The 25,222-nt window shown below is 62.1% G+C and carries 24 protein-coding genes; 16 read left to right on the top strand and 8 right to left on the bottom strand.

Annotated features, from left to right (window positions below; translation table 11 throughout):
- Window positions 1–63 precede the first annotated feature (63 nt).
- Window positions 64–840, bottom strand: a complete 777-nt coding sequence (locus M0D64_RS24535) for an enoyl-CoA hydratase (protein WP_266259578.1) — start codon at window positions 838–840, stop codon at window positions 64–66.
- 133 nt (window positions 841–973) lie between these two features.
- On the opposite strand from M0D64_RS24535, the gene paaN reads away from it, so the two are divergent.
- The 5 genes from paaN to paaK all read left to right on the top strand — a co-directional run bounded on the left by paaN (window position 974) and on the right by paaK (window position 6,767).
- Complete coding sequence (gene paaN / locus M0D64_RS24530) at window positions 974–2,674, top strand: phenylacetic acid degradation protein PaaN (RefSeq protein WP_266259577.1); 1,701 nt, start codon at window positions 974–976, stop codon at window positions 2,672–2,674.
- A gap of 126 nt (window positions 2,675–2,800) precedes the next feature.
- The gene (pcaF, locus tag M0D64_RS24525) at window positions 2,801–4,003 is read left to right on the top strand and encodes a 3-oxoadipyl-CoA thiolase (RefSeq protein ID WP_266259576.1); all 1,203 of its coding nucleotides are present in this window, start codon (window positions 2,801–2,803) and stop codon (window positions 4,001–4,003) included.
- A gap of 58 nt (window positions 4,004–4,061) precedes the next feature.
- Window positions 4,062–4,853 carry a 2-(1,2-epoxy-1,2-dihydrophenyl)acetyl-CoA isomerase PaaG gene (paaG, locus tag M0D64_RS24520; RefSeq protein ID WP_266259575.1) on the top strand — a complete coding sequence of 264 codons (792 nt, stop codon included), beginning with the start codon at window positions 4,062–4,064 and terminating at the stop codon, window positions 4,851–4,853.
- Window position 4,854: 1 nt separating this feature from the next.
- Window positions 4,855–5,316, top strand: a complete 462-nt coding sequence (gene paaI, locus M0D64_RS24515; protein WP_054036751.1) for a hydroxyphenylacetyl-CoA thioesterase PaaI — start codon at window positions 4,855–4,857, stop codon at window positions 5,314–5,316.
- A gap of 146 nt (window positions 5,317–5,462) precedes the next feature.
- Window positions 5,463–6,767 carry a phenylacetate--CoA ligase PaaK gene (paaK, locus tag M0D64_RS24510; protein ID WP_154566625.1) on the top strand — a complete coding sequence of 435 codons (1,305 nt, stop codon included), beginning with the start codon at window positions 5,463–5,465 and terminating at the stop codon, window positions 6,765–6,767.
- 286 nt (window positions 6,768–7,053) lie between these two features.
- On the opposite strand, the gene M0D64_RS24505 is transcribed toward paaK, so the two are convergent.
- Window positions 7,054–8,178: a murein transglycosylase A gene (locus tag M0D64_RS24505; protein ID WP_154566626.1), complete on the bottom strand. Its 1,125-nt coding sequence runs from the start codon at window positions 8,176–8,178 to the stop codon at window positions 7,054–7,056.
- A 28-nt stretch (window positions 8,179–8,206) separates the two neighbouring features.
- Between M0D64_RS24505 and M0D64_RS24500 the strand changes: the two genes are divergently transcribed.
- Window positions 8,207–8,368, top strand: coding sequence for a hypothetical protein (locus M0D64_RS24500; protein ID WP_171926345.1), 162 nt, complete (start codon window positions 8,207–8,209; stop codon window positions 8,366–8,368).
- Between the two features lie 46 nt (window positions 8,369–8,414).
- On the opposite strand, the gene apaG is transcribed toward M0D64_RS24500, so the two are convergent.
- A complete protein-coding gene (apaG, locus tag M0D64_RS24495; RefSeq protein WP_266259574.1) occupies window positions 8,415–8,789 on the bottom strand; it encodes a Co2+/Mg2+ efflux protein ApaG in 375 nt (124 codons plus the stop codon).
- A gap of 277 nt (window positions 8,790–9,066) precedes the next feature.
- Between apaG and rpe the strand changes: the two genes are divergently transcribed.
- From rpe to M0D64_RS24455, 8 genes are all read left to right on the top strand, one after another.
- Complete coding sequence (gene rpe / locus M0D64_RS24490; protein WP_266259573.1) at window positions 9,067–9,750, top strand: ribulose-phosphate 3-epimerase; 684 nt, start codon at window positions 9,067–9,069, stop codon at window positions 9,748–9,750.
- Window positions 9,751–9,787: 37 nt separating this feature from the next.
- Window positions 9,788–10,504, top strand: a complete 717-nt coding sequence (locus tag M0D64_RS24485) for a phosphoglycolate phosphatase (RefSeq protein WP_266259572.1) — start codon at window positions 9,788–9,790, stop codon at window positions 10,502–10,504.
- Between the two features lie 370 nt (window positions 10,505–10,874).
- Window positions 10,875–12,368 carry an anthranilate synthase component I gene (gene trpE / locus M0D64_RS24480; RefSeq protein ID WP_154566628.1) on the top strand — a complete coding sequence of 498 codons (1,494 nt, stop codon included), beginning with the start codon at window positions 10,875–10,877 and terminating at the stop codon, window positions 12,366–12,368.
- A gap of 13 nt (window positions 12,369–12,381) precedes the next feature.
- On the top strand, window positions 12,382–12,969 hold the full coding sequence (locus tag M0D64_RS24475; RefSeq protein WP_266259571.1) for an aminodeoxychorismate/anthranilate synthase component II: 588 nt from the start codon (window positions 12,382–12,384) through the stop codon (window positions 12,967–12,969).
- 17 nt (window positions 12,970–12,986) lie between these two features.
- Window positions 12,987–14,018, top strand: coding sequence for an anthranilate phosphoribosyltransferase (trpD, locus tag M0D64_RS24470; protein ID WP_054036695.1), 1,032 nt, complete (start codon window positions 12,987–12,989; stop codon window positions 14,016–14,018).
- 18 nt (window positions 14,019–14,036) lie between these two features.
- Window positions 14,037–14,822: an indole-3-glycerol phosphate synthase TrpC gene (trpC, locus tag M0D64_RS24465; RefSeq protein WP_097390495.1), complete on the top strand. Its 786-nt coding sequence runs from the start codon at window positions 14,037–14,039 to the stop codon at window positions 14,820–14,822.
- Between the two features lie 39 nt (window positions 14,823–14,861).
- A complete protein-coding gene (locus tag M0D64_RS24460; protein ID WP_266259570.1) occupies window positions 14,862–15,488 on the top strand; it encodes a CYTH domain-containing protein in 627 nt (208 codons plus the stop codon).
- Window positions 15,489–15,578: 90 nt separating this feature from the next.
- Window positions 15,579–16,421, top strand: coding sequence for a uracil-DNA glycosylase (locus M0D64_RS24455; RefSeq protein ID WP_266259569.1), 843 nt, complete (start codon window positions 15,579–15,581; stop codon window positions 16,419–16,421).
- 137 nt (window positions 16,422–16,558) lie between these two features.
- On the opposite strand, the gene M0D64_RS24450 is transcribed toward M0D64_RS24455, so the two are convergent.
- The 4 genes from M0D64_RS24450 to M0D64_RS24435 all read right to left on the bottom strand — a co-directional run bounded on the left by M0D64_RS24450 (window position 16,559) and on the right by M0D64_RS24435 (window position 21,217).
- Entirely contained in the window at window positions 16,559–17,155 is a 597-nt protein-coding gene (locus tag M0D64_RS24450; RefSeq protein ID WP_154566633.1) for an FMN-dependent NADH-azoreductase, read from the bottom strand.
- 154 nt (window positions 17,156–17,309) lie between these two features.
- A complete protein-coding gene (locus M0D64_RS24445; RefSeq protein WP_266259568.1) occupies window positions 17,310–19,100 on the bottom strand; it encodes a M61 family metallopeptidase in 1,791 nt (596 codons plus the stop codon).
- Window positions 19,101–19,194: 94 nt separating this feature from the next.
- Complete coding sequence (locus tag M0D64_RS24440) at window positions 19,195–19,920, bottom strand: DsbC family protein (protein WP_154566635.1); 726 nt, start codon at window positions 19,918–19,920, stop codon at window positions 19,195–19,197.
- 124 nt (window positions 19,921–20,044) lie between these two features.
- Entirely contained in the window at window positions 20,045–21,217 is a 1,173-nt protein-coding gene (locus M0D64_RS24435; RefSeq protein ID WP_266259567.1) for a UbiH/UbiF family hydroxylase, read from the bottom strand.
- 262 nt (window positions 21,218–21,479) lie between these two features.
- On the opposite strand from M0D64_RS24435, the gene ychF reads away from it, so the two are divergent.
- Window positions 21,480–22,574 carry a redox-regulated ATPase YchF gene (ychF, locus tag M0D64_RS24430; RefSeq protein WP_154566637.1) on the top strand — a complete coding sequence of 365 codons (1,095 nt, stop codon included), beginning with the start codon at window positions 21,480–21,482 and terminating at the stop codon, window positions 22,572–22,574.
- 86 nt (window positions 22,575–22,660) lie between these two features.
- Here the strand turns inward: ychF and M0D64_RS24425 are convergent, their stop codons facing one another.
- Complete coding sequence (locus M0D64_RS24425; RefSeq protein ID WP_266259566.1) at window positions 22,661–23,641, bottom strand: glycerophosphodiester phosphodiesterase family protein; 981 nt, start codon at window positions 23,639–23,641, stop codon at window positions 22,661–22,663.
- 248 nt (window positions 23,642–23,889) lie between these two features.
- Between M0D64_RS24425 and ugpB the strand changes: the two genes are divergently transcribed.
- Entirely contained in the window at window positions 23,890–25,215 is a 1,326-nt protein-coding gene (ugpB, locus tag M0D64_RS24420) for a sn-glycerol-3-phosphate ABC transporter substrate-binding protein UgpB (protein ID WP_266259565.1), read from the top strand.
- Window positions 25,216–25,222 lie beyond the last annotated feature (7 nt).

Here is a 25,222-nt window from a genome sequence, read left to right as displayed (position 1 = left end):
CACGAAAGAGCGAGATTCTAGCGAGCCGGACGGCCCCTTGCAAGCGTTATTTTGACAAGCGTATTACCGATGCTTGAAAACCGGTTTGCGCTTCTCAACGAACGCGGCCATCCCCTCCTTCTGATCTTCCGTAGCGAAGAGCGAATGGAAGAGGCGGCGCTCGAAATGCACGCCCTCTGCAAGCGTCGTTTCGTATGCGCGGTTGACCGATTCCTTGATCATCATCACCGCCGGCAACGGGAATTCGGCGATGGTCGCGGCCGCAGCCACCGCCTCGTCAAGCAGCGAAGCCGCGGGAATCACCCGCGAGACCAATCCGGCACGCTCGGCCTCAGCAGCGTCCATGAAGCGGGCGGTCAGGCAGAGATCCATTGCCTTCGCCTTGGAGACCGCACGCGGGAGCCGTTGCGTGCCGCCAGCACCCGGCATGATGCCCAGCTTGATTTCCGGCTGGCCGAACTTCGCAGTGTCGGCGGCGAGAATGATGTCGCACATCATCGCCAGCTCGCAACCGCCGCCAAGCGCAAAGCCCGCCACTGCAGCAATAATCGGCTTGCGGATGGAGCGCACCGTTTCCCAGTTGCGGGTGATGTAGTCGCCTTTGTAGACGTCCATATAGCTATAGGTTGCCATCATGCCGATGTCGGCTCCAGCGGCGAACGCTTTTTCGCTGCCCGTCACCACGATCGCACCAATCGCGTCGTCGGCATCGAACTCTCGCAGCGCTGCGCCCAGTTCGTCCATCAACGCGTCGTTCAGTGCGTTCAACGCCTTCGGGCGATTCAATGTGACCAAACCGACCCGTCCACGCGTCTCAACAAGAATGTTTTCGTAAGCCATGCCGCCTCCTAATAGTTAATGGCGCGCAAAAAACGCTTCGCGCGGCTGTCTCAGTAATGCTACCATTCACCAACCAACCGGTCGGTCAATTATTCGACAGGCTTTTCCCAACGTACAGCCAAGCCCCACTGCCATGACACATCCGCTATTCACCAAGCACGAAGACACGCTGCAAAAGGCACTCACCGCGGTCGAAACGCGCGGCTACTGGAGTCCGTTCGTCGAGATGCCCAGTCCGAAAGTGTACGGGGAAACAGCTAGCGCAGACGGCGAAGCCGCATTCAAAGCGCTTCTGAACAAGACGTTCGAACTGGACCAGCCGTCGACCGGAGAAACCGTCGGCGCTGAAGTCTCGCCGTTCGGCTTCCCGCTCGGCGTGCGCTATCCAAAGGCCGATCCTGACACGTTGATCTCCGCAGCCGCCGCCGCACAGCGCGATTGGCGCGCGGCCGGCCCGCAGGCGTGGATCGGCGTGTGCCTCGAAATCCTCGCGCGCGTGAATCGCGCCAGCTTCGAAATCGGCTACAGCGTGATGCACACGACCGGCCAGGCTTTCATGATGGCCTTTCAGGCCGGCGGCCCGCATGCGCAAGACCGTGCGCTCGAAGCGGTCGTGTACGCGTGGGACCAATTGCGCCGTATTCCCGCAGACGCCCACTGGGAAAAACCGCAAGGCAAAAATCCGCCGCTTGCGATGCACAAGCGCTACACAGTCGTGCCGCGCGGCACCGGCCTCGTGCTCGGCTGCTGCACCTTCCCGACATGGAACGGCTATCCGGGCCTCTTCGCTGATCTGGCCACCGGCAACACTGTCATCGTCAAGCCGCACCCGGGCGCGATTCTGCCGCTCGCGCTGACCGTGCGCATCGCGCGCGATGTATTGCGCGAAGCCGGATTCGACCCGAACGTTGTTACGCTGCTAGCCACCGAACCGAACGATGGCGCGCTGGTTCAGGACCTGGCTCTGCGCCCTGAAATCAAATTGATCGATTTCACGGGCAGCACTCAAAACGGCACCTGGCTCGAGCGCAATGCGCATCAGGCTCAGGTCTACACCGAAAAAGCCGGCGTCAATCAGATCGTGATCGACTCGGTTGACGACATCAAAGCCGCCGCTCGCAATATCGCCTTCTCGCTCGCGCTGTACTCGGGACAAATGTGCACCGCGCCGCAGAACATCTACGTGCCGCGCAACGGCATCCGCACGGCTGAAGGCACACTCGGCTTCGACGAAGTCGCTCAGGCTATCGCCGGCGCCGTGCAGAAACTGGTCGCCGACCCGGCTCGCGCCGTTGAGCTGCTCGGTGCGATCCAGAACGAAGGTGTCACCCAGCGCATCGAGGAAGCCAGCAAGCTCGGCCGAGTTCTAGTAGAGAGCCAATCGCTGGAACATCCGGCTTTTGCCGGCGCCCGTGTGCGCACACCGCTCGTGCTCCAACTGGACGCCGCCACCGACCACGCGCAGTTCACCAAAGAATGGTTCGGCCCGATCTCATTCGTGATCGCGACGGAGTCGACCGCGCAGTCGCTCGACCTTGCCGGCGCAATCGCTGCTGAGCATGGCGCACTGACGCTGTCGGTCTACAGTACGGACGAAGCCGTGCTCGACGAAGCGCACGAAGCATCGATCCGCGGCGGCGTAGCACTCTCGATCAATTTGACGGGCGGCGTATTCGTCAATCAGTCGGCGGCCTTCTCCGACTTCCACGGCACGGGCGCAAACCCGGCGGCAAATGCCGCGCTGGCCGACGCAGCCTTCGTCGCAAACCGCTTCCGCGTCGTACAAAGTCGCGTTCATGTTGAACCGAAAGCGGCGCCAGCGGTAGCTGGCTGAATGGCATAAGACAAAAGCACGGCTTTCGTCCTATGCCGTTTGGCCGAATGGACCGAGCCGTGCACCCTAACTAACATGAGACATCGGGTTGGCAAGTCCCGCCGATCCGTTCCAGCAGGAACCCACATGAACGATGCCTTCATTTGCGACGCGATTCGCACCCCAATCGGCCGCTACGGCGGCGCCCTGAAGGATGTCCGCGCCGACGACCTCGGCGCGGTACCGATCAGGGCGTTGATCGAACGCAATGCCAGTGTCGACTGGCAAGCCCTCGACGACGTGATCTATGGCTGTGCCAATCAGGCTGGTGACGACAACCGCAACGTGGCTCGCATGGCTGCTTTGTTGGCCGGCTTGCCCACGGCTGCGTCAGGCACAACCATCAACCGTCTGTGCGGCTCGGGTATGGACGCGGTCGGCACTGCGGCGCGCGCCATCAAGGCCGGCGAAGCGCGGCTGATGATTGCAGGCGGCGTCGAAAGCATGACGAGCGCGCCATTCGTGATGGGTAAGGCCACCAGTGCATTTTCACGGCAGGCCGATATTTACGACACGACTATCGGCTGGCGTTTCATCAATCCGCTGATGAAGCGTCAATACGGCGTCGATTCGATGCCGGAGACCGCGGAAAACGTGGCCGTCGAGTTCGGCATAAGCCGTGCGGATCAGGACGCCTTCGCTCTGGCGAGTCAGCAAAAAGCGGCTCGCGCGCAGCGCGACGGCACGCTCGCCCAGGAAATCGTCGGCGTTGAAATTGCGCAGAAGAAAGGCGACCCCGTACGCGTGACGCTCGACGAGCATCCGCGTGAAACGTCGCTCGAAAGTCTGGGCAAGCTCAAGGGCGTGGTCCGTCCCGACGGCAGCGTGACCGCAGGCAATGCATCGGGTGTGAACGACGGTGCGTGTGCGCTGTTGCTCGCAAATCAGGAAGCTGCCGATCAATACGGATTGCGTCGCCGCGCGCGCGTGGTGGGCATGGCAACGGCGGGCGTGGAGCCGCGCATTATGGGCATCGGCCCGGCGCCGGCCACACAAAAGCTGTTGAAGCAGTTGAACATGACACTCGAGCAATTCGACGTGATCGAGCTGAACGAAGCCTTCGCGTCGCAGGGACTGGCGGTCTTGCGCACGCTCGGCCTGCGCGACGACGACCCGCGTGTCAATCCGAACGGCGGAGCGATTGCGCTCGGCCACCCGCTCGGCGCTTCCGGCGCGCGTTTGATCACTACCGCGCTTTATCAGTTGGAACGAATCAACGGCCGCTTTGCGCTTTGCACGATGTGTATCGGTGTAGGCCAAGGCATTGCATTGGTAATCGAGCGGCTCTAACACTAACGCCGCTTCGCCCATTGCGCCGCCGATCAAAGAGACTTTGAGGAGACACCCAATGTCATATGAAGCGATTCGCCTCGACATCGATACATCGAGCCGCGTAGCGACCATCACACTGAACCGCCCGGACAAGCTCAACAGCTTTACCCGCGCGATGCACCAGGAATTGAGCGACGCACTCGGCCAGGTCGAAGCGTCCGGCGCACGCGCGCTCGTGCTGACCGGCGCTGGCCGCGGCTTCTGCGCGGGGCAGGATCTCGCGGATCTCGACTTCACCCCAGGCGCAATGACCGATCTGGGCGAACTGATCAATGCGCATTTCAATCCGCTGATTCGCCGCCTGCAAGCACTGCCGTTACCCGTGATTGCCGCGGTCAACGGCACGGCCGCCGGTGCCGGCGCCAATCTCGCACTGGCTTGCGATCTCGTGCTTGCCGCTCGTTCGGCCAACTTCATTCAGGCGTTCGTGAAGATCGGTCTCGTGCCGGACTCGGGCGGCACGTGGTTCCTGCCGCAACGCGTCGGCATGGCCCGCGCCTTGGGTCTCGCCATCACTGGCGACAAACTGAGCGCGGAGAAAGCCGAAAGCTGGGGGCTGATCTGGCAAGCAGTTGACGACACCGAGCTAGCCGCCACGGCAAGCAAGCTCGCGGCCCAACTGGCGCAGCAGCCCACGCGCGCTATCGCTGCGATCAAGCAGGCAATGCGCGCTAGCGCGACGCAAACGCTGGATCAGCAGCTCGATCTCGAACGCGATCTGCAATGCGAACTCGGTGCTTCGCACGATTACGCGGAAGGCGTGCAGGCGTTCGTGGAAAAACGCCCGCCGCGCTTCGAAGGTCGCTGATATGTCCGCGCAACCGAACCACCCCGCCCAAATGACACCCGACGAACTCGCTCGCGCAACCGCCGCCGCCATGTACGAAAACGACGCGTGCAGCCGGGCGCTCGGCCTCGAAATCGTAGAAGTGCGCCCAGGATACGCGCGCCTGCGCATGGCCGTGCGCGACGACTTCCTCAACGGCCATCAGATTTGCCACGGTGGCCTGATTTTCACGCTCGCTGATTCGACATTCGCTTTCGCCTGCAACACGTACAACATCAACACCGTCGCAGCGGGCTGCTCGATCGAGTTCCTGCGGCCGGTAAAAGGCGGCGACGTGTTGACTGCCGAAGCGGTCGAGCAAACCCTGAGCGGCCGCACTGGCATTTACGATATTCGCGTCACGAATCGCGCAGAGGAGACCGTGGCGATGTTTCGCGGCAAATCGGCACAGATCAAAGGCAACCTGATTCCTACCGGCGATTGAACAGCAGATTGAACGGCAGAGCCGCGACATGTTCGCGACCGACTGCCAGCACCCATATAGATAGTAGATAGCAGCGAGTCCCCGGTTTTTGCGCGCAAGCGCACCGCACCCCAGACCCAAGCATTGAGGCAGCAAGGAGACATTCGATGACCACCGCCCTTCCGCTCGATCCCATCGAGACAGCTAGCCGCGACGAACTCGCCGCGCTCCAACTCGAACGGCTCAAATGGTCGCTGAACCACGCTTATGAGAATTCGCCTGTGTATCGGCAAAAATTCGATGAAGCCGGCGTTCACCCGAGCGAAGTGAAGACTCTCGCGGACCTGGCGCGCTTCCCGTTCACCACCAAGAAGGATCTGCGCGACAGCTACCCGTTCGGCATGTTCGCGGTGCCGCAGGAACAGATTTCGCGGATCCACGCATCGTCCGGGACAACGGGCAAGCCGACGGTCGTTGGCTACACGGCGCGCGATATCGATACGTGGGCGAATCTCGTCGCACGTTCGATCCGTGCCGCGGGCGCGAAGCGCGGCGACAAGGTTCACGTGAGTTACGGCTACGGTCTGTTCACAGGCGGCCTGGGCGCGCACTACGGCGCCGAGCGCGCCGGGCTGACGGTGATCCCGTTCGGCGGCGGTCAGACTGAAAAGCAGGTGCAACTGATTCAGGACTTCCGGCCCGACATCATCATGGTGACGCCGAGCTATATGTTGTCGATCGCCGACGAACTCGAACGGCAAGGCGTCGATCCGGCGAATTGCTCGCTGCGCCTCGGCATCTTCGGTGCGGAACCGTGGACCAATGACATGCGCCAGGCGATCGAAAAGCGCATGGGCATCGACGCTGTGGATATCTACGGTCTGTCTGAAGTGATGGGACCTGGTGTCGCCTCGGAATGCGTCGAGACCAAAGATGGCCCGACCATCTGGGAAGACCATTTCTACCCCGAAATCATCGATCCCGAAACCGGCGAAGTGCTGCCGGACGGCGAGCTCGGCGAACTGGTATTCACCTCGTTGACCAAGGAAGCGCTGCCGATCGTCCGATACCGAACGCGCGATCTGACCCGCCTCCTGCCGGGCAGCGCACGCACCATGCGTCGGATGGAAAAGATCACGGGCCGCTCGGACGACATGATGATCGTGCGCGGCGTCAACGTGTTCCCGACGCAGATCGAAGAATTGCTACTCAAGCAACACGCCCTCGCGCCGCACTATCAAATCGTGCTGACGAAGGAAGGCCCGCTCGATGTATTGACGTTGAACGTCGAGCCCTGCCCGGAATCAGCGCCGGATACTGCTGCACTGACCACGGCGAAGCAGGCGTTGACCTATGACATCAAGGCGTTGATCGGTGTGAGCGCAGTTGTAAACGTGCTGGCTGTAAATGGGATCGAGCGTTCGGTGGGCAAAGCACGGAGGGTGGTGGACAAGCGGAAGTCGGGGCTTTAAGCAATGCGCCGAAACGCCGAAGGTTGATGCTTGACGGCGGGGCTGATCGGCGTCAGCGCCGTTATCAAATGTGCTGGTCGTGAACCGGGATTAACCGTGCCGTGAGCAAAGCACAGCACGTGGCTAACGAGCGAACGCTGGGATAGCCAACGCCAACGGCAGAGTCCGTATCTGGAAGCTTTGTCGCGAACAGATACCGCAACATGCCAAGCGAATTAGCCAAGCGGCGGTTTTCAGCTATTCAACTAAGAACCTGGAAACCCGCCGCAGCCCCGCCGCCAAACCTTCACGAATTCGGCAGCAACAACCACATCCGGCCGCCCTGCTTCATCTTGCCGGCCAGATCGCCGGCATCGTCGCCGAGGCCCCAGAAGTAATCCGCGCGCACGCCGCCTTTGATCGCGGAACCCGTGTCCTGAGCAAAGACGAGGCGATTCATCGGCGAGTTTGTCAACGGACGCGTGGTCTGCAAGAACACCGGCGTCCCGAGCGGAATCGAAGTGGGATCCACCGCGATCGACCGCTCCGGCGTCAACGGCACACCCAACGCACCGATCGGCCCATCCGCACCGCCGCTCGGCGCACTCTCGCCGGACGGCATCTCGCGGAAGAACACGAAACGCGGATTGGTATCGAGCAGCGCGTCAACCCGCGTCGGATTCGCGCGCGCCCATGCCTTGATGCCTTGCATGGTCGCCTGCGCCGGCGTCAGTTCACCGCGATCGAGCAGCCACCGCCCAATCGACTTGTACGGTTGATTGTTCGTGCCGCCAAATCCGACCCGCATCACGCTGCCGTCTTCCATCACGACGCGCCCGGAGCCTTGCACCTGCAGGAAGAACGCTTCGATCGGATCGTCGACCCACACGAGTTCATTGCCGTTGAGCACACCCGCACGCTCGAGTTGCGCGCGCGCCGGCAGCGGTGCACCCGCGCGATAACTTGATGGCCAGCGGTACAGCGCCGTCTGATACACACCATGCCGCGTGCGCGAACCGCGCAGCAACGGCTCGTAGTAGCCGGTGACGAGACCATCGAGCGTGCCGTCGTTATTGGCTAACTGGAACGGCGTGAAATACGCCTCGAAAAATGCTCTCGCACTGGTAACGTCCAGATCGTCGATCTGCGAGGCCGCCGCGCATGCGCGGGCCCAATTCGGTTGCCGCGCAAGCCTCAGACAGTTTTGCCGCAACGCGGCCGTTGCGCCGATCAGCGAATCGTCCTGCCACCCCGGCACCTGCTGCCAGGCCACGGCTGTCAGCCGCGTCGCGGCGATCTGCCCGGGTATGATCGCGGCACCCGTGGGCGGCGAAACCGAAGGCCGGACTGCGCCGCCGCCACCGCAGGAAGCCAGCATTACCGCCACCGAAAGCGCGCCGAGCCATGCTCCGGCCGTGCGGACAAAACGCATACAATGTTCGTTCTTGATGGAAACCGCCATGTCTGATCTGTTCGACGAATACCCGATGCTCATCTTCGCGCTGGAATCGCTCCTCGCGCTCTTCCTGCTCGTCTTTATCGTTGTCTGGACGTCGTCCGGCAAGAAGAAGGCCGCCCGCGCCGCCACCGATGAACAGCAAAAGCAGCAAAAATCCCTGTAAAGCTGCGCCGTAAAGCTTTTTAAAGACCGCGAGCCGCGCCCTCGGTTCAATGCAAAGTACGCGGCATCCGCAGAATGAACTCGGGTACGGGTGCGTCGAAGCGCTCGCCGTCCTCCGCCACGCAGAAATAGTCGCCACGCATAGTGCCGACGGGCGTGGCGATCACGGCCCAACTCGTATATTCGAAGTGCTCGCCCGGTTTGAGCAGCGGCTGATGCCCGACCACGCCCAGGCCTTTCACTTCCTGCACATTGTTTTCGCTGTCGGTGATCACCCAGTGACGCGCAATCAACTGCGCGGGCACCTGACCGCTGTTACGGATGGTCAGCGTGTATGCAAACGCATACTGGCGGCGCTCCGGGTCCGACTCTTCGGGCAGAAACTGCGCCTGCGCCGAGACGCTGAATTCGTACTGGCTCATCCTGATTCCGGTCTGGTGAAACGGAGTGTGAAAAATCGCGGGAAGCCCCGAACGCCAATGGTTTGCGGGCACATTGGCGAAGCGGCGCCTATGGTTTGGCATTCTGCTTGATGCGGGGCATGCCCGCAACCGGACAAATCCCTCTGGCCAAGGGCCGTTAAGGCGTTTTGTCACTTTTGCCGTGCGTTTTCGGTGTCGGCCTCAACTCGCCCGCAAGCCGGTTCCGAAGCGTACAAACCGGTAAAATGGCGTTTTCCCGCTTGCATCCGCCCCCGCCATGACGCAATTCCGCATCGCCCCCAGCATTCTGTCCGCCGATTTCGCCCGCCTCGGCGAAGAAGTCCGCAACGTTGTCGTCGCTGGCGCCGACTGGATTCACTTCGACGTAATGGACAACCATTACGTGCCGAACCTGACAATCGGCCCGCTCGTCTGCGAAGCAATCCGCCCGCACGTGGACGTGCCGATTGACGTACACCTGATGGTGCGCCCGGTCGACCGCATCGTGCCGGACTTCGCCAAGGCCGGCGCGAATCTGATCAGCTTTCACCCGGAAGGCTCGGACCATATCGACCGCACGCTGTCGCTGATTCGCGACCACGGTTGCAAGGCCGGCCTCGTGTTCAACCCGGCCACATCGCTGAACCATCTGGACTACGTGATGGACAAGGTCGATCTGGTGTTGATCATGTCGGTGAATCCGGGCTTCGGCGGTCAATCGTTCATTCCTGAGGCGCTCATCAAGCTGCGCGAAGCGCGCAAGCGGATCGATGCCTACAAGGAAAAGACCGGCCGCGAGATTCATCTCGAAGTGGACGGCGGCGTGAAGGTCGACAACATCGCCGAAATCGCGGCGGCTGGCGCGGACACGTTCGTGGCAGGCTCGGCGATCTTCGGTGCGCCGGATCACAAGGCGGTGATCGACAAGATGCGCGCCGCGCTCGCCAACATCGAGCACTGATCGCGCACCGATCGAGTACTGATATCCCGCACTAAAGATGACAACTCCGTTCCCTGCCCCGACCTTCACCGGCCCGCGCCTGCAAGCCGCGATCATCGACCTCGACGGCACGATGATCGATACCGCAGACGATTTCACCGCCGGCCTGAACGGCATGCTTGCGCAATTCGATGCGGCGGAAACCTCGCGCGAGGAAGTGGTCGGCTACATCGGCAAGGGCTCGGAGAATCTGATTCGCCGTGTGCTGGCCGAGCGCTTCGAAACGGACCACGCACAGGACCGTTTCGACGAAGCGCTCGCGATCTATCAGGAGGAGTACGCAAAGATCAACGGCGTGCACACACGGCTGTACCCCGAGGTCGAAGCCGGCCTCAGCGCCATGCGCGACGCCGGCCTCAAACTCGCGTGCGTCACCAACAAGCCGCACCGGTTCGCCGTCGAATTGCTGGAGCAATACCGGCTCAGCCAGTATTTCAGCGTCGTGCTCGGCGGCGACAGCCTGCCGAAAAAGAAGCCTGATCCGCTGCCGATGATCACCGCCGCAGCGCAACTAGGCGTCACACCGGAAACCACGGTCGCCATCGGCGATTCGGAAAACGATGCGCTGGCAGGCCGCGCGGCAGGCATGGCGACGCTGACGCTGCCGTACGGCTACAACCACGGCCGGTCTGTACAAGAAATAAAATCCGATGGTATAGTTGCCTCGCTGCTCGATGCCGCCAAGGCTATCGCAGCGCACCATTCCACGACCTGAAAAGTCCCTCATCCTCATGTTTCTGAATAAAAAACGGAGTCTGATTAGCATCGACCGGGGAGCCTGGCCCTGGCGTCGCTGGTCGCGCTAACCTCGCCTGAGGTACGCTGAAGCTCGTCTTCGGCAACCGTTTTTTACTTCGCTGCGCTCACGCGTTTTTTCCATCACCTTGTTTCGCTGCATCGGTTGATTTGGCGTTCGTGTACCCGCAAAGTACATCTGTGCGCTGAAATCCCTTGCATGCGTCGATGGGAAACTCGCGCCGGTCGGTATCATCGTGTCGAAACGTCGAACGAACGCCTGACCGGCTGCGTAACGCCCCGCTTTGTCCGACGCATAGTGCCGTCTGACGTACGTACAGGATCGGAACATGACCGAACTCGAATTCCAGTCCCTCGCCAACGAGGGTTTCAACCGCATTCCGCTAATCGCCGAAGCGCTCGCAGACCTAGAAACGCCGCTCTCGCTGTACCTGAAGCTTGCGCAAAGCGAACGCAACGGCGCCAACTCATTCCTGCTGGAATCGGTAGTGGGCGGCGAACGCTTCGGCCGCTATTCGTTCATCGGACTGCCGGCGCGCACGCTGCTGCGCACCCGCAACGGCGTATCGGAAGTGGTGCGGGACGGCAAAGTCGTCGAAACGCACGAGGGCGATCCACTCGAGTTCATCCAGCAATTCCAGGGCCGCTTCAAAGTGGCGCAGCGCCCCGGTCTGCCGCGTTTCGCGGGCGGTCTGGCGGGCTACTTCGGCTATGACGCAGTGCGTTACATCGAGAAAAAGCTCGCGCACACCGCACCGAAAGACGATCTGAACCTGCCTGATATTCAGTTGCTGCTCACCGAAGAAGTCGCCGTGATCGACAACCTCGCGGGCAAGCTCTACCTGGTGGTTTACTCCGATCCGACGCAACCCGAGGCGTACACAAAAGCCAAGCAGCGTCTGCGTGAATTGCGTCAGCGTTTGCGCACGACCGTGCAGCCGCCGGTCACGTCGGCCAGCGTGCGCACCGAGACCTACCGCGAGTTCGCCAAAGACGATTATCTCGCCGCCGTGCGCCAGGCGAAGGAATACATCGCCGCTGGCGAGTTGATGCAAGTGCAGGTCGGCCAGCGTCTGATCAAGCCGTACCGCGACAATCCGCTGTCGCTGTATCGCGCGCTGCGCTCGCTGAATCCGTCGCCGTACATGTACTACTACAACTTCGGCGACTTCTACGTGGTCGGCGCATCGCCGGAAATTCTGGTACGCCAGGAAAAGCGCGGCGAAGATCGCATCGTGACGATCCGGCCGCTCGCCGGCACCCGTCCGCGCGGCAACACGCCGGAACGCGATGCCGAGCTCGCCACCGAACTGCTGAACGATCCGAAGGAAATCGCCGAACACGTGATGCTGATCGACCTCGCGCGTAACGACGTGGGCCGTATTTCGCAGATCGGTTCGGTGGTCGTCACCGATCAGATGGTGATCGAAAAGTACTCGCACGTGCAGCACATCGTGAGTTCGGTCGAAGGCAAGCTAAAGCCCGGCACCACTAATTTCGACGTGCTGCGCGCCACCTTCCCGGCCGGCACGTTGTCCGGCGCGCCGAAGGTTCGCGCGATGGAATTGATCGACGAACTGGAACCGGTCAAGCGTGGCCTCTACGGCGGCGCTGTCGGTTATCTGTCGTTCACCGGCGAAATGGATCTGGCGATCACGATCCGCACCGGCGTGATCGCAAACGGCAATCTGTACGTGCAGGCGGCAGCGGGTGTAGTCGCGGATTCGGTGCCGGAATCCGAATGGCAAGAGACCGAGAACAAGGCGCGCGCTGTCTTGCGCGCCGCCGAGCAGGTTCAAGACGGCCTCGATAGCGACTTCTGACCGGAGACACACCATGCTGCTTATGATCGACAACTACGACTCGTTCACCTACAACCTGGTGCAGTACTTCGGCGAACTCGGCGAAGACGTGCGCACCTATCGGAACGACGAAATCACGCTGGACGAAATTGCCAAGCTCAACCCGGAGCGCATTTGCCTGTCGCCCGGCCCGAGCAACCCGCAACACGCCGGCATCACGCTCGACGTGCTGCGCAAATTCGCCGGCAAAACGCCGATTCTGGGCGTATGCCTCGGCCATCAGGCGATCGGCGAAGCATTCGGCGGCCGCGTGGTGCGCGCGCAAACCATCATGCACGGCAAGGTAAGCACGATCGAAACCGACTGCAAAGGCGTATTCGCCGATCTGCCGAAGCACTTCGTCGTGACCCGCTACCACTCGCTCGCAATCGAACGCGAATCGCTGCCGGATTGCCTCGAAGTGTCGGCATGGACCGAAGACGGCGAAATCATGGGCGTGCGTCACAAGGAACTGGCCGTCGAAGGCGTGCAGTTCCATCCGGAATCGATCCTGTCCGAACACGGCCACGCCTTGCTCGAAAACTTCGTGAAGCAGTCGAAGACAGCCCACCGCACCGCTTGATAAAGAGAGACGAAATCATGTCGATTACGCCCCAGGAAGCGCTGCAACGCACGATCGAGCATCGCGAAATTTTTCACGACGAAATGCTGCACCTGATGCGGCTCATCATGCGCGGCGAACTGTCGCCCGTGATGTCGGCGGCGATCATCACCGGCTTACGCGTCAAAAAAGAGACCATCGGCGAAATCACCGCCGCCGCCACGGTGATGCGTGAATTTGCCCGGCACGTAGAGGTGCAGGACAACTCGAACTTCGTCGATATCGTCGGCACCGGCGGCGACGGATCGCACACCTTCAATATTTCCACGGCGACGATGTTCGTCTCAGCCGCGGCGGGCGCCAAAGTCGCGAAGCACGGTGGCCGCGGCGTGTCGAGCAAGTCGGGCAGCGCGGACGTGCTCGAAGCGCTCGGCGTGAACATCGATCTGCAACCGGAACAGGTGGCGGCGTCGATTGCGGAAACCGGCATGGGCTTCATGTTCGCGCCGAACCATCATCCGGCCATGAAGAACATCGCGCCGGTGCGCCGCGAACTCGGCGTGCGGACCATCTTCAATATTCTTGGGCCACTGACCAATCCGGCCGGCGCGCCTAATCAACTGATGGGCGTGTTCCACGGGGACCTCGTCGGTATTCAGGTGCGCGTGATGCAGCGCCTCGGCGCGAAGCACGTGCTGGTGGTGTACGGAATGGACGGCATGGACGAGGTCTCGCTCGGCGCGGCGACGCAAGTCGGCGAGCTGCGCGACGGCCAGATCCACGAGTACGAAATCCACCCGGAAGACTTCGGCATGCAGATGGTGTCGAACCGCACGCTGAAAGTGGCCGACGCGGCCGAATCCAAACTGATGCTGCTGGAAGCGCTCGACAACAAGCCGGGCGTCGCGCGTGAAATCGTCACGCTGAACGCGGGCACGGCGCTCTATTCGGCGAACGTGGCGGCCTCGATTGCGGACGGCATCCAGTTGGCGCGCGAAGCGATCGCGAGCGGCAAGGCGCGCGCGAAGGTCGACGACCTGGTCCGCTTCACCCAGCAATTCAAGCAGTAATTACGTAGCGAGACACTCATGAGCGACATCCTCGACCGCATCATCGCGGTCAAACGCGAAGAAGTCCGCGCGGCTGAACAGAGCGCGCCGCTCGAAGAGCTGCGCCTCGAAGCATCGTCGCGCGACATCCGCGATTTCGTCGGCGCATTGCGCGCGAAACACGCGGCCGGTCTGGCCGCGGTGATCTCCGAAGTGAAGAAGGCAAGCCCGTCGAAAGGCGTGCTGCGCGAAAACTTCGTCCCCGCCGAGATCGCGCGTTCGTATGAAAAGCACGGTGCGGCGTGCTTGTCCGTCCTCACCGACGTCCAGTTCTTCCAGGGTAGCGTTGCGTATCTCGAAGAGGCGCGCGCCGCCTGCAGTTTGCCGGTGCTGCGCAAAGACTTCATCGTCGATCCGTACCAGATCGTCGAAGCCCGCGCGATGGGTGCCGACGCGATCCTGCTGATCGCTGCCGCGCTGGAAACCTCGCAGATGCAGGACCTCGAAGCGCTCGCGCATTCGCTGGGCCTCGCGGTGCTGGTCGAAGTGCATGACCACAATGAACTGATGGAATCGCTGAAGTTGAAGACGCCGCTGATCGGCATCAACAACCGCAATCTGCGCACCTTCGAAACATCGATCGAGACGACCATCGGCATGCTCGAATCGATTCCGGACGACCGTATCGTCGTCACGGAGTCGGGCATTCTGTCGCGCCAGGATGTCGAACGTCTGCGGGCGATGGACGTGCATACGTTCCTCGTCGGCGAGGCGTTCATGCGCGCGGAAGAGCCGGGTGTGGAACTTGCGCGGATGTTTTTCTAAGCACAGGTTCAACACGCAGGCTACGTAGCGGAGCAGGTCATGGGCATGGAACGTGAAATCAAGCTGGCACTACCGGCGAGCCAGGTGAAAGCGGCGACGCAGTGGTTCGTCGCACGCACCGGCGACGAGGGTCGCCCGATCGAGCTGGCGAATATCTACTTCGATACGCCCAGGCTTGCGCTGGCTACGTCGAAAAGCGCGCTGCGGCTGCGGCATACGCCAGACGGCTGGCTGCAAACGTTCAAGACCGTGGGTAACGCGAAGGACGGGCTGCATAGCCGGCACGAGTGGGAAATGCCGGTGGCGGGCGAGAAACTCGAAATCGACGCCTTGCTGCACGCATGCGACGAACCCGCTGCCGCTGAGGCCTTGCGTCAGGCGGCGCCGGAGTTGATCGAACTGTTCCGCACGAATTTCACGCGCACGTTGTGGAATGTCTCGCTGGACGGTTCGCAAGTCGAAGCCGCGATCGACCAGGGCGACGTGCTCGCCGAAGTGAACGGTGAAACCCGCCGCGCGCCGATCTCCGAAGTCGAACTCGAACTGAAATCCGGCGACGAAGCCGCACTCAACACGCTCGCGAGCGAACTCGGCAAACAGGTCGCCGGCCTTGCACCGGACAACATTAGCAAGGCACAACGCGGGTATCAGTTGCTGGCGGCTTAAGCCCTCGGCGTATGTGATCAAGAGGTACACAGCGCCCGAGCAGCACCTACACCTTGAGCCAGCCCGCATTTGCTGCGACACTTCCCCGCCATGACCTCAGCTTCCCGCACCCGCTCCAATTCGTCGCAAGCCTCGTTGTTCGGCGACGCCTCTGCCACGCCGGCCGGCGCAACCGCGCAGCCGGAGCCGACACCCACAGCCGCCGGCTCGCCGCCGCCGACGCTCGAAGCCCAATTCGCCGCCCTGCCCCCGGCTTGGCGCACACACCTCAATCCGTTCATCGAAAGCGACGCCTACGCGCCCTTGTGCCGTTTCGTCGACGGTGAGCGCGCGGCAGGCAAAACCGTCTATCCCGCCGACGTCTTCCGCGCCCTGCGCCTCACCAGCCCGGACGAAGTCAAAGTCGTGATCCTCGGGCAGGACCCGTATCACGGCGAAGACCGCGGCACGCCGCAAGCACACGGACTGGCGTTTTCAGTCGCGCCGAACGTGCGCACGCCGCCGTCGCTACGCAACATCTTCAAGGAAATCGCCGCGAGCCTCGGCCACGAACCGCCGCGTCATGGCTGCCTCGACACATGGGCCAAACAGGGCGTGCTGCTGTTGAACACAGTGCTGACCGTCGAGCGCGATTCGGCTGCGAGTCACGCAAAACGCGGCTGGGAGAAATGCACCGATACGCTGATCCACGAACTGGCCATGCGCCATGACGGTCTCGTGTTCATGCTGTGGGGCGCGCATGCGCAAGCCAAGCGCGCGCTGCTCGGCGGCAAGTCGCATTACGTGCTGGAGGCGCCGCATCCGTCGCCGCTATCTGCGCATCGCGGCTTTCTCGGCTGCGGGCATTTTGCGTCGGCCAACGAATATCTCGTGAAGCACGGCCGTGAACCGATCGACTGGCGCTTGCCCGACGAAGCGCAGATGCTGGCCTAACGCCCGTCGCGCGAAGCGCACCGACACCGGCTACCAAAGATCACCGCTGCACAAACAAAAACGCCACGGCATTCACACCCCGTGGCGTTTTTCATTCCACCGCACCGCGATCACGCAGCGCGGGACAAACCTCAAACTTACGCAGCAGCGATCGCTTCACGCGCACCAGCCAACGCTGCGCTCGCAGCGTCCGGGCCCATGTTCAGGCCTTCGGCGTAGATGAAGTTCACATCGGTCATGCCGAGGAAGCCGAGGAAGCTCTTCAGGTACGGCGTTTGGCTGTCGTTCGGCGTGCCGACATACTTGCCGCCGCGTGCCGAAACCACGTGAACCTTCTTACCCTTCACGAGACCTTCCGGACCGTTCGCCGTGTACTGGAACGTGATGCCGGCACGTGCGATGAAGTCGAAGTACGTCTTCAGTTGCGACGAGATGCCGAAGTTGTACATCGGTGCGCCGATCACGATGATGTCGGCGGCTTGCAGTTCGGCGATCAGCGCTTCGCTGCGTGCAGCGATCGCGACTTGTTCCGGCGTGCGCTGGTCAGCCGGCGTGAAGAACGCGCCGAGGACGGCGTCGTCCAGGTGCGGCAGCGGTTCAGCTTGCAGGTTACGGACGACGACTTGCGCGCCCGAATTCGATTGTTGCAGCTTTGCGGTCAGTTCGTTGACGAGAAGCGTCGAGTTCGCGCCTTGCGAGCGAGCTGCCGAGTTAATTTGCAGGATCGTGGTCATGGTTGACTCCAGTAGGGGCGCGCAGTTTTGCGCGAGTGGAGCCATTGTGATTTTTAACCGACCCGGGAAAAAGCCATCCGGCAGCGAAGGATTGTTGCACTGGTAGAACAATCCCACGCCCTGAACTTTCGATTAGCAACAGCATGGATTACGATCAGCTTGCCAGCCAACGCTCCAGCGCCTTGCGCGCGGCAGGCCGTTTATCGCTGACGGTCAGCTTGTAGCGCGCCACGTCAGGCCCGTCCAGCTTGACTTGCGCCGTGCGCAGCTCGTCGCGGCGGAAAGCGTGGACTTCGACCTTCGCACCCGGCAGATAGCGCGACAGTAGCGAATCAAGATTCGAGCCGGTTACGCGCAGACCGTCGAGCGCGATCAGCACGTCGCCTGCCGAGAGGCCGGCTTTTTGTGCCGCGCTGCCGTCGTGAACGGCCGCCAGCGTGCAATCCGCGCCGCCGCGCACGCGCGCGCCGAGCGACGGCTTGCCATTCTTCTCGAGCTCGGGTGCGAGCGTGACGCCAAAAGGCGCGAGCAGCGTATCGAGGGGCAGATCGCGCGTGCCGTGTACGGCTTCAGCGAACAACTCGGCCAGTTGCACACCGGTCGCTTCGGCAAAAATCGCCTCGATCTCGCTTTCTTCGACACCGACGGGCTTGCCGCGGTAGAAGTCGCGCCCGAAGCGCTGCCACAGCAGGCGCATCACGTCGTCGAGCGATTTGCGGTTGTTAGTCTGCGCACGAATCGTCAGATCGAACGCAAGCGCGACGAGCGAGCCCTTGGTGTAATAGCTGACGATCGCATTCGGCGCGTTTTCATCCTGCCGATAGTATTTGACCCAGGCGTCGAACGAGCTTTCGGCCACCGTCTGCTTCAGACGGCCGCTGCCGCGCTGCACGCCACCGACTACCTTGCCGAGCAGGCCGAAATAGTCGTCTTGCGAGATCAGGCCGCTGCGCACGAGGATCAGATCGTCGTAGTAAGAAGTGAACCCTTCGAACAGCCACAGCAGCGACGTGTAGTTTTCGACGCTCAGGTCGTACGGTGCGAACACGGCCGGCTTGATGCGCTTCACGTTCCAGGTGTGGAAGTATTCGTGACTGCACAGACCGAGGTAGGTTCGGTAGCCCTCGGTGGGCGCGTCGCGGCCTTCCACCGGCAGATCGCTGCGGTTGCAGATCAACGCTGTCGAGGCGCGATGCTCCAGTCCGCCATAGCCATCGGTGACGGCCTGCGTCATGAACACGTAGCGATCCATGGGCGCTTTCTTCGACTTCGGCTCGAACAGCGCGATCTGCGTTTCGCAGATACGCTTCAGATCGGCGGACAGACGGGCCATATCGAGCCCGATCACGCGACCTGCGATCACGATGTCGTGCGGCACGCCGTGCGCCTTGAAGGTTGCAAGCGCGAATTCGCCCAACGTCACCGGATGATCGATCAACTCGTCGTAGTTCTGCGCGCGATACTCGCCGAAGCCATAGCGCTTCGTGCCGCGCGCTTCCGGCAACGCCGTGGCGACGCGCCAGTCGCGATACGCCGCGCCTTCCGGCTTCTGGATATTGACCACGCACTGCGCCTCCTCGTGACCGAGCGGCGACAGAAATACACTGGTGCCGTTGAAGAAGCCCGTCGTGTCATCAAGATGCGCAGCGCGCACCGACAGATCCCATGCATACACCTCGTAGCGCAGCGTCAGCGCGCCTTTGACCGGCGCCGCCTGCCACGTGTGCTTGTCGGTCTTTTCGACACGCACCTTGCGGCCGGCGTCATTGGTAGCCCGCAACGTGACGATGTTGCGCGCGAATTCGCGCACCATGTAGCTGCCCGGAATCCACACCGGCAGCATGAAACGCTGGCCGGCCGGATCGGGATCGGCGACGGTCACGGTGACTTCGAACAGGTGGGCGGCGGGTTGCTTCGGAACGATGGTGTAGCGGATCGGCTTCATCGGCGGCGATTAGGTGATTTCAGGCGGGGATGTGCGGACTTGATGTGAAAGGAGGCGCACTGCGCGCCTCCTTTCTTCGACTGGTGCTGCGTGCTCAGCGCACAGCGGACATTTCCTTGTCCAGCCGGTCGGCCGGCACGGCCCCGGGCAGGCGGCGGCCGTCGGCGAGGAACACCGTGGGCGTGCCGTCGACGTTCATCGCGCGGCCGAGCGCCAGGTTCTTGTCGATCGCGGCGGTGTCGCAGGTGCCGGCTGCCGTGGGCGCCTGACGATCCTGCATCCACGATTCCCACGCCTTCGCACGGTCGGTCGAGCACCAGATCGACTTCGACTTGGCGGTCGAATCCGGCGACAGCACCGGGTACAGGAAGGTGTAGACCGTGACGTTATCGATCGACTTGAGCGTGGTTTCGAGCTGCTTGCAGTACGGGCAGTTCGGATCGGAGAACACGGCGATCTTGCGCGCGCCGTTGCCCTTCACGACCTTCACCGCGTTCGCGAACGGCAGGCTCGCGAAGTCGATGCGGTTGGTCTCCGCCAGACGCGCTTCGGTCAGATTCTTGCGGGTCTTCGCGTCGACAATGTCGCCGAGCATGAGGTAATCGCCATTCGCATCGCTATAGATGATCTGCGTGCCGAGATTCACTTCGTAGAGACCGGCAACCGGCGACTTCGTCACGCTCTTGATCGTCACGTCGGTCAGACGCGTTTGCAGGGTGGCTTTGAGCTTGTCGGTGGCTTGGTCGGCCTGCGCGGAGCAGCCGATTGCCACGGCAGCGATCGCGAGCGCGACGGCCGCGATGCGGAAGGATTTTTTCATGCTTAATTCCTGGAGTTCGATCGCGCGTGAGGCGCGTTTTTTGGGACGTTTCTGGTCTGACCAGAATGGCGTCCATCCGTTCATGATACCCGTCTCGCCGGCTGGGTATGCCGGGTAGACCGCTTTACCCTAGCGCGGCCGACACCAGCCAGCGCTTGATGAACGGCTGCGCGCCGACAAATGCCATGCCGGTATTGCGCAATACCTTGGCAAACGGACCGGGCGCCGAGAAGAGCTTTTGCAGGCCGTCGGTGGCGATCATCAGCGCGCGGATGTCTTCGCGGCGGGCACGCTCGTAGCGGCGCAGCAGCACCATGTCGCCGAGATCACGGAACGCTTCCTTGCCGGCGACCGTCTCGGCAAGCGCCGCGACATCGCGCAAACCGAGGTTCATGCCCTGGCCCGCCAACGGGTGAATCAGATGCGCGGCATCGCCAACCAGCGCGACGTGCGGCGCCACGAGCTTATCGACGGTTTGCAGCGCGAGCGGGAAGCCTTGCGCGGGCGTCACGCATTCCAAAGCGCCGAACTGCTCGCCCGTCACGCGCTCGACTTCAGCCGCGAGTTGCGCCGGATCGAGCGCGAGCAGTTGCTCGGCATGCTCGGTGCGCGCCGACCAGACCAGCGACACGTGGCCGTCCGGCATCGGCAGCAGCGCGATGATTTCGCCGTCCCTGAACCATTGGTAAGCGGTTTCGCTGTGCGGCTTTTCGGCCTTGAAATTCGCGACCACGCCGGTTTGCTTGTAGTCGCGCCGGTCCATTTTCGAGCCAATCTGCGCGCGCACCCACGAATGCGCCCCGTCGGCGCCGACCACCAGATCGGCCTCGAGCACGTTGCCGTTGACGAGACCGACGCTCGCGCCATCCACGGTAAAGTCGAGCGCCTGCGCACGCGTGTCGATCCAGGTGAGATTCGGCTGGAAACGCAGCGCGGCATCCAGTGCGCGCTCGATCACCGACGACTCGACGATCCACGCCAGTTGCGGCACGGACGCCTGAAACGCGGAAAAGTGGAGTTCAGCATGCGCATCGCCATAGACGCGCATGTCGTAGACGGGTCCGAGCCTGGACAGATCGAGCGCCTGCCAGACCCGCAACCGCTCCAGCAGAGCCTGTGAACTCGACGACAGCGCGTAGACCCGCGAGTCGAAGGTGGCGCCGGCGGCCAGCGCCGCACAGGGTTGCGCGAGCAGCGCCACGCGCAGTCCGCCTTGCGTCAGCGCCAGCGCCGCGGTCTTGCCGACGAGCCCGCCACCGATCACGGCGGCATCAAAGGTCTGGTGGTGTGCGTTCATCCGCGCATTATAGCCGCGGGGGTTGCGGGGGACGGATCGAGCGCCCCGCTTTACCGCAGGCAGATCAAGGACCCCACCCGAACGGGTTACAATTGCGTTTTTCGTGACAAAACTCGCCCAGAATCGTCGAGGCAACGCCCCGGTCTGGTGTCTTGTCCCGCTCCGCTGCACTCGCTTCGCCCCGCCAAACGCGAAGGCTTTCCGAATCCTGCACACAGCGTCGAGCGCATCACGCAACTTACTGATTCACTGAAGGATTTCCATGAGCCTCAAATGCGGCATCGTCGGCTTGCCTAACGTCGGCAAGTCCACCCTGTTCAATGCGCTGACCAAGGCGGGTATTGCCGCCGAAAACTACCCGTTCTGCACGATCGAGCCGAACGTCGGCATTGTCGAAGTGCCGGACGCACGTTTGAAGGCCCTCGCCGAAATCGTCAAACCGGAGCGCATCCTGCCGGCCGTGGTGGAATTCGTCGACATCGCCGGTCTCGTGGCCGGTGCGAGCAAGGGTGAAGGTCTGGGCAACCAGTTCCTCGCGAACATCCGCGAAACCGATGCGATCACGCACGTGGTGCGCTGCTTCGAAGACGACAACGTGATCCACGTCGCGAACAAGGTCGATCCGCTGTCGGATATCGAAGTGATCAACACCGAGTTGGCGCTGGCCGACCTCGCGACCGTCGAAAAAGCGCTGTCGCGCTATTCGAAGGCCGCCAAGTCGGGTAACGACAAAGAAGCCATCAAGAACGCCGCCGTGCTGGAAAAGGTGCGCGCGCAACTCGACCAGGCCAAGCCGGTCCGCGCGCTCGACCTGTCGGATGAAGAAAAGGCCACGCTCAAGCCGTTCTGCCTGATCACCGCCAAGCCGACCATGTACGTCGCCAACGTGAAGGAAGGCGGTTTCGAGAACAACCCGCATCTGGACGCGGTGTCGAAGTTCGCGGCAGCGGAAAACGCGCCGGTCGTTGCGGTGTGCGCCGCGATCGAAGCGGAAATCGCCGACCTCGAAGAAGCGGATATGGAAGTGTTCCTCGCCGATATGGGCATGCACGAGCCGGGCCTGAACCGCGTGATCCGCGCGGGTTTCAAGTTGCTGGGCCTGCAAACCTACTTCACGGCCGGCGTGAAGGAAGTGCGCGCATGGACGATCCATGTCGGCGACACGGCACCGCAGGCAGCAGGCGCGATTCACACCGACTTCGAGCGCGGCTTCATTCGCGCGCAGACGATCGGCTTCACCGATTTCATCACCTACAAAGGTGAACAAGGCGCGAAGGAAGCCGGCAAGATGCGTGCGGAAGGTAAGGAATACGTCGTCCATGACGGCGACGTGATGAACTTCCTGTTCAACGTTTGAGGCTTCGCCTCGGCGTCAGGCGGTGGCCAGCGAAAGGCTGAACTCCGCCGTAATGGAAGAAGAAGGCCCGCGAAATGCGGGCTTTTTTATTGCCTGCTCTGCGCCCCCTGCCGGGCCTCACATCGCAGCGGCATAGCCATACTTGCCTTGACTGCCGCCATCTGCAGCGGCGAATCGACCAGCACCGCGTCGATCCCCAGACAGGCCGCCGCCCGATAATCGTCCGGGTCGTTCACCGCGATCGCGACGATCCGCACATCGGGCTTCTGCCGGAAGCACGCGACCGTCGCGGGCGTCCACAAGCTTGCCTGCACATCCGAGCGTCCCTCGCCAAGCGTGAATTTTTCCACCACCGTCATCTGCCGGTGCAATTCGAACGCCGTGGCGGTGTGTTCAGCCGGCGCGTCCACACAGCCCTGGTTGAGCAGCACGCGCACGAGCCGCGCCCGTGTCGTGTCCCGCGACTCGAACAGCTTGGCATGTGGATACACGGCGAAACTCTGCTGATAGTCCGCTTCCGTCGAATAGATCGATACGCGCGGCCACGCGTTTTCTTCGTCCAGCACACGTGCCACCGCCAGCGCCTGCGGCGCGGCGGGCAGCGCTTTCATATCGAGGATGATCGGCATGGCGGGCGGAATTGCTTGCAACGCTTGCCGCAGCGTCGGAATACCAATCGGGTGATCACGGTAGCGATACGCGTCGCCACGGCGGAAATTCCAGCCGGCGTTCATACGCGCGAGTTCTGCCGCCGTGAATGCGGACACCGGCCCTTTCGTGTCGGTCAATACCGACAGATCGGCCGGGCGGTACAACACCGGCACGCCGTCCTTGCTCAACTGAACCGTGAGCCACATTGCGTCGGCATGATGGGCGATCGACAGGCGAATCGCTTCAAGCGTGTTTTCGGGCGCGTCGCCAGTGCCGCCGCGATGCGCGATGATCTTCGGCAACGAGGTCACCGTCGACGCCCCGTCATTCGTCGTGGCGGGCGTCAGTGCACATCCCGCGAGCAGGATGAGACTCGCTATCGAGCCGAAAACCGCCAATCGTACTGAACTCTGCATCTGGAATCCTGATTAATAAGCACGCTGATCATCCGTGCATTGTTTCCGTTTCGTGACAGCCGATGTTAAATTGCGGCAGTCGGCGCCTGTCAAAAGGCGGGCCTCCGCCAGGCACCTGACGCCGGACTGTCATCGAACACAAATAGAATCGCGCGATTCCCATCTGCGCCCGTTCCGTCAGCAATCAATTGCATGGGACCGGAGTAAGCGCTAAAGCGCTAACTCCGGTCGACAAAGGAGATCAATCGATGCGTTGCAAGCCGTTATTCCGTTCACTTTCCGTTGCCGCCGTGCTGAGCCTCGGCATTAGCCAGGCAGCCCATGCCGCCACTGAAATCCAGTTCTGGCACGCCATGGAAGCCGCCCTCGGTGAGCGTCTGAACGACATCGCCAACGCGTTCAACGCGTCGCAAAGCGACTACAAGATCGTACCGGTGTTCAAGGGCAGCTACGACCAAACCCTCGCCGCCGGCATCGCGGCTTATCGCAGCGGCAACGCGCCGGCCATTCTGCAGGTCTACGAAGTCGGCACCGCGACAATGATGCAGGCGAAGAAAGCCGTGATCCCGGTCTCGGAAGTATTCAAGCAAGCCGGCGTACCGCTCGACGAAAAGGCCTTCGTGCCGACCATCGCCAGCTATTACAGCGACTCCAAGACCGGCGAACTGATCTCGATGCCATTCAACAGCTCGACGCCGGTGTTGTACTACAACAAGGACGCGTTCAAGAAAGCCGGGCTCGATCCGAATCAGCCGCCGAAAACCTGGGCCGAATTGCAGGTGGACGCACAGAAGCTGAAGGCGTCGGGCATGGCGTGCGGTTATTCGTCGGGTTGGCAGAGCTGGATTCAGCTCGAAAACTATAGCGCCTGGCATGGCGCCCCGTTCGCGTCGAAGAACAATGGGTTCGACGGCGCCGACGCGCAGCTCGAATTCAACAAGCCGCTGCAGGTCGCGCACATCCAGTTCCTGCAGAACATGCAGAAGGAAGGCACCTTCACGTACGTCGGCCGCAAGGACGAACCGGTGTCGAAGTTCTATAGCGGTGACTGCGGGATCATCACGAACTCGTCGGGCTCGCTTGCCACGATCAAGAAGTACGCGAAGTTTAGTTTTGGCACCGGCATGATGCCGTACGACGCCAGCGTGAAGGGCGCGCCGCAGAACGCGATCATCGGCGGGGCGAGCCTGTGGGTGCTGTCGGGTAAAGATCCGGCGGTGTACAAGGGCGTGGCGAAATTCATGTCTTATCTGTCGTCGGCGCCGGTTGCCGCGAAGTGGCACCAGGACACCGGCTATCTGCCGGTCACAACCGCCGCGTATCAGCTGACCCAGCAGCAAGGCTTCTACGAGAAGAATCCGGGCAGCGATACCGCGATCAAGCAGATGCTTAACAAGCCGCCCCTGCCGTACACGAAGGGCTTGCGTCTGGGCAACATGCCGCAGATCCGCACCGTGATCGACGAAGAACTCGAACAGGTGTGGGCGGACAAGAAGACGCCGCAACAAGCACTCGATTCGTCGGTGTCGCGTGGCGACGAGTTGCTGCGCCGCTTCGAGAAAGCCGGTAACTAACTAAGCA

This window comes from Paraburkholderia sp. WS6 (genome assembly GCF_030464835.1).
Classification (GTDB): Bacteria; Pseudomonadota; Gammaproteobacteria; order Burkholderiales; family Burkholderiaceae; genus Paraburkholderia; species Paraburkholderia madseniana.
The sequence above is the reverse complement of the archived record's forward strand: the minus strand, read 5'-3'. Positions and strand labels throughout refer to the sequence as shown.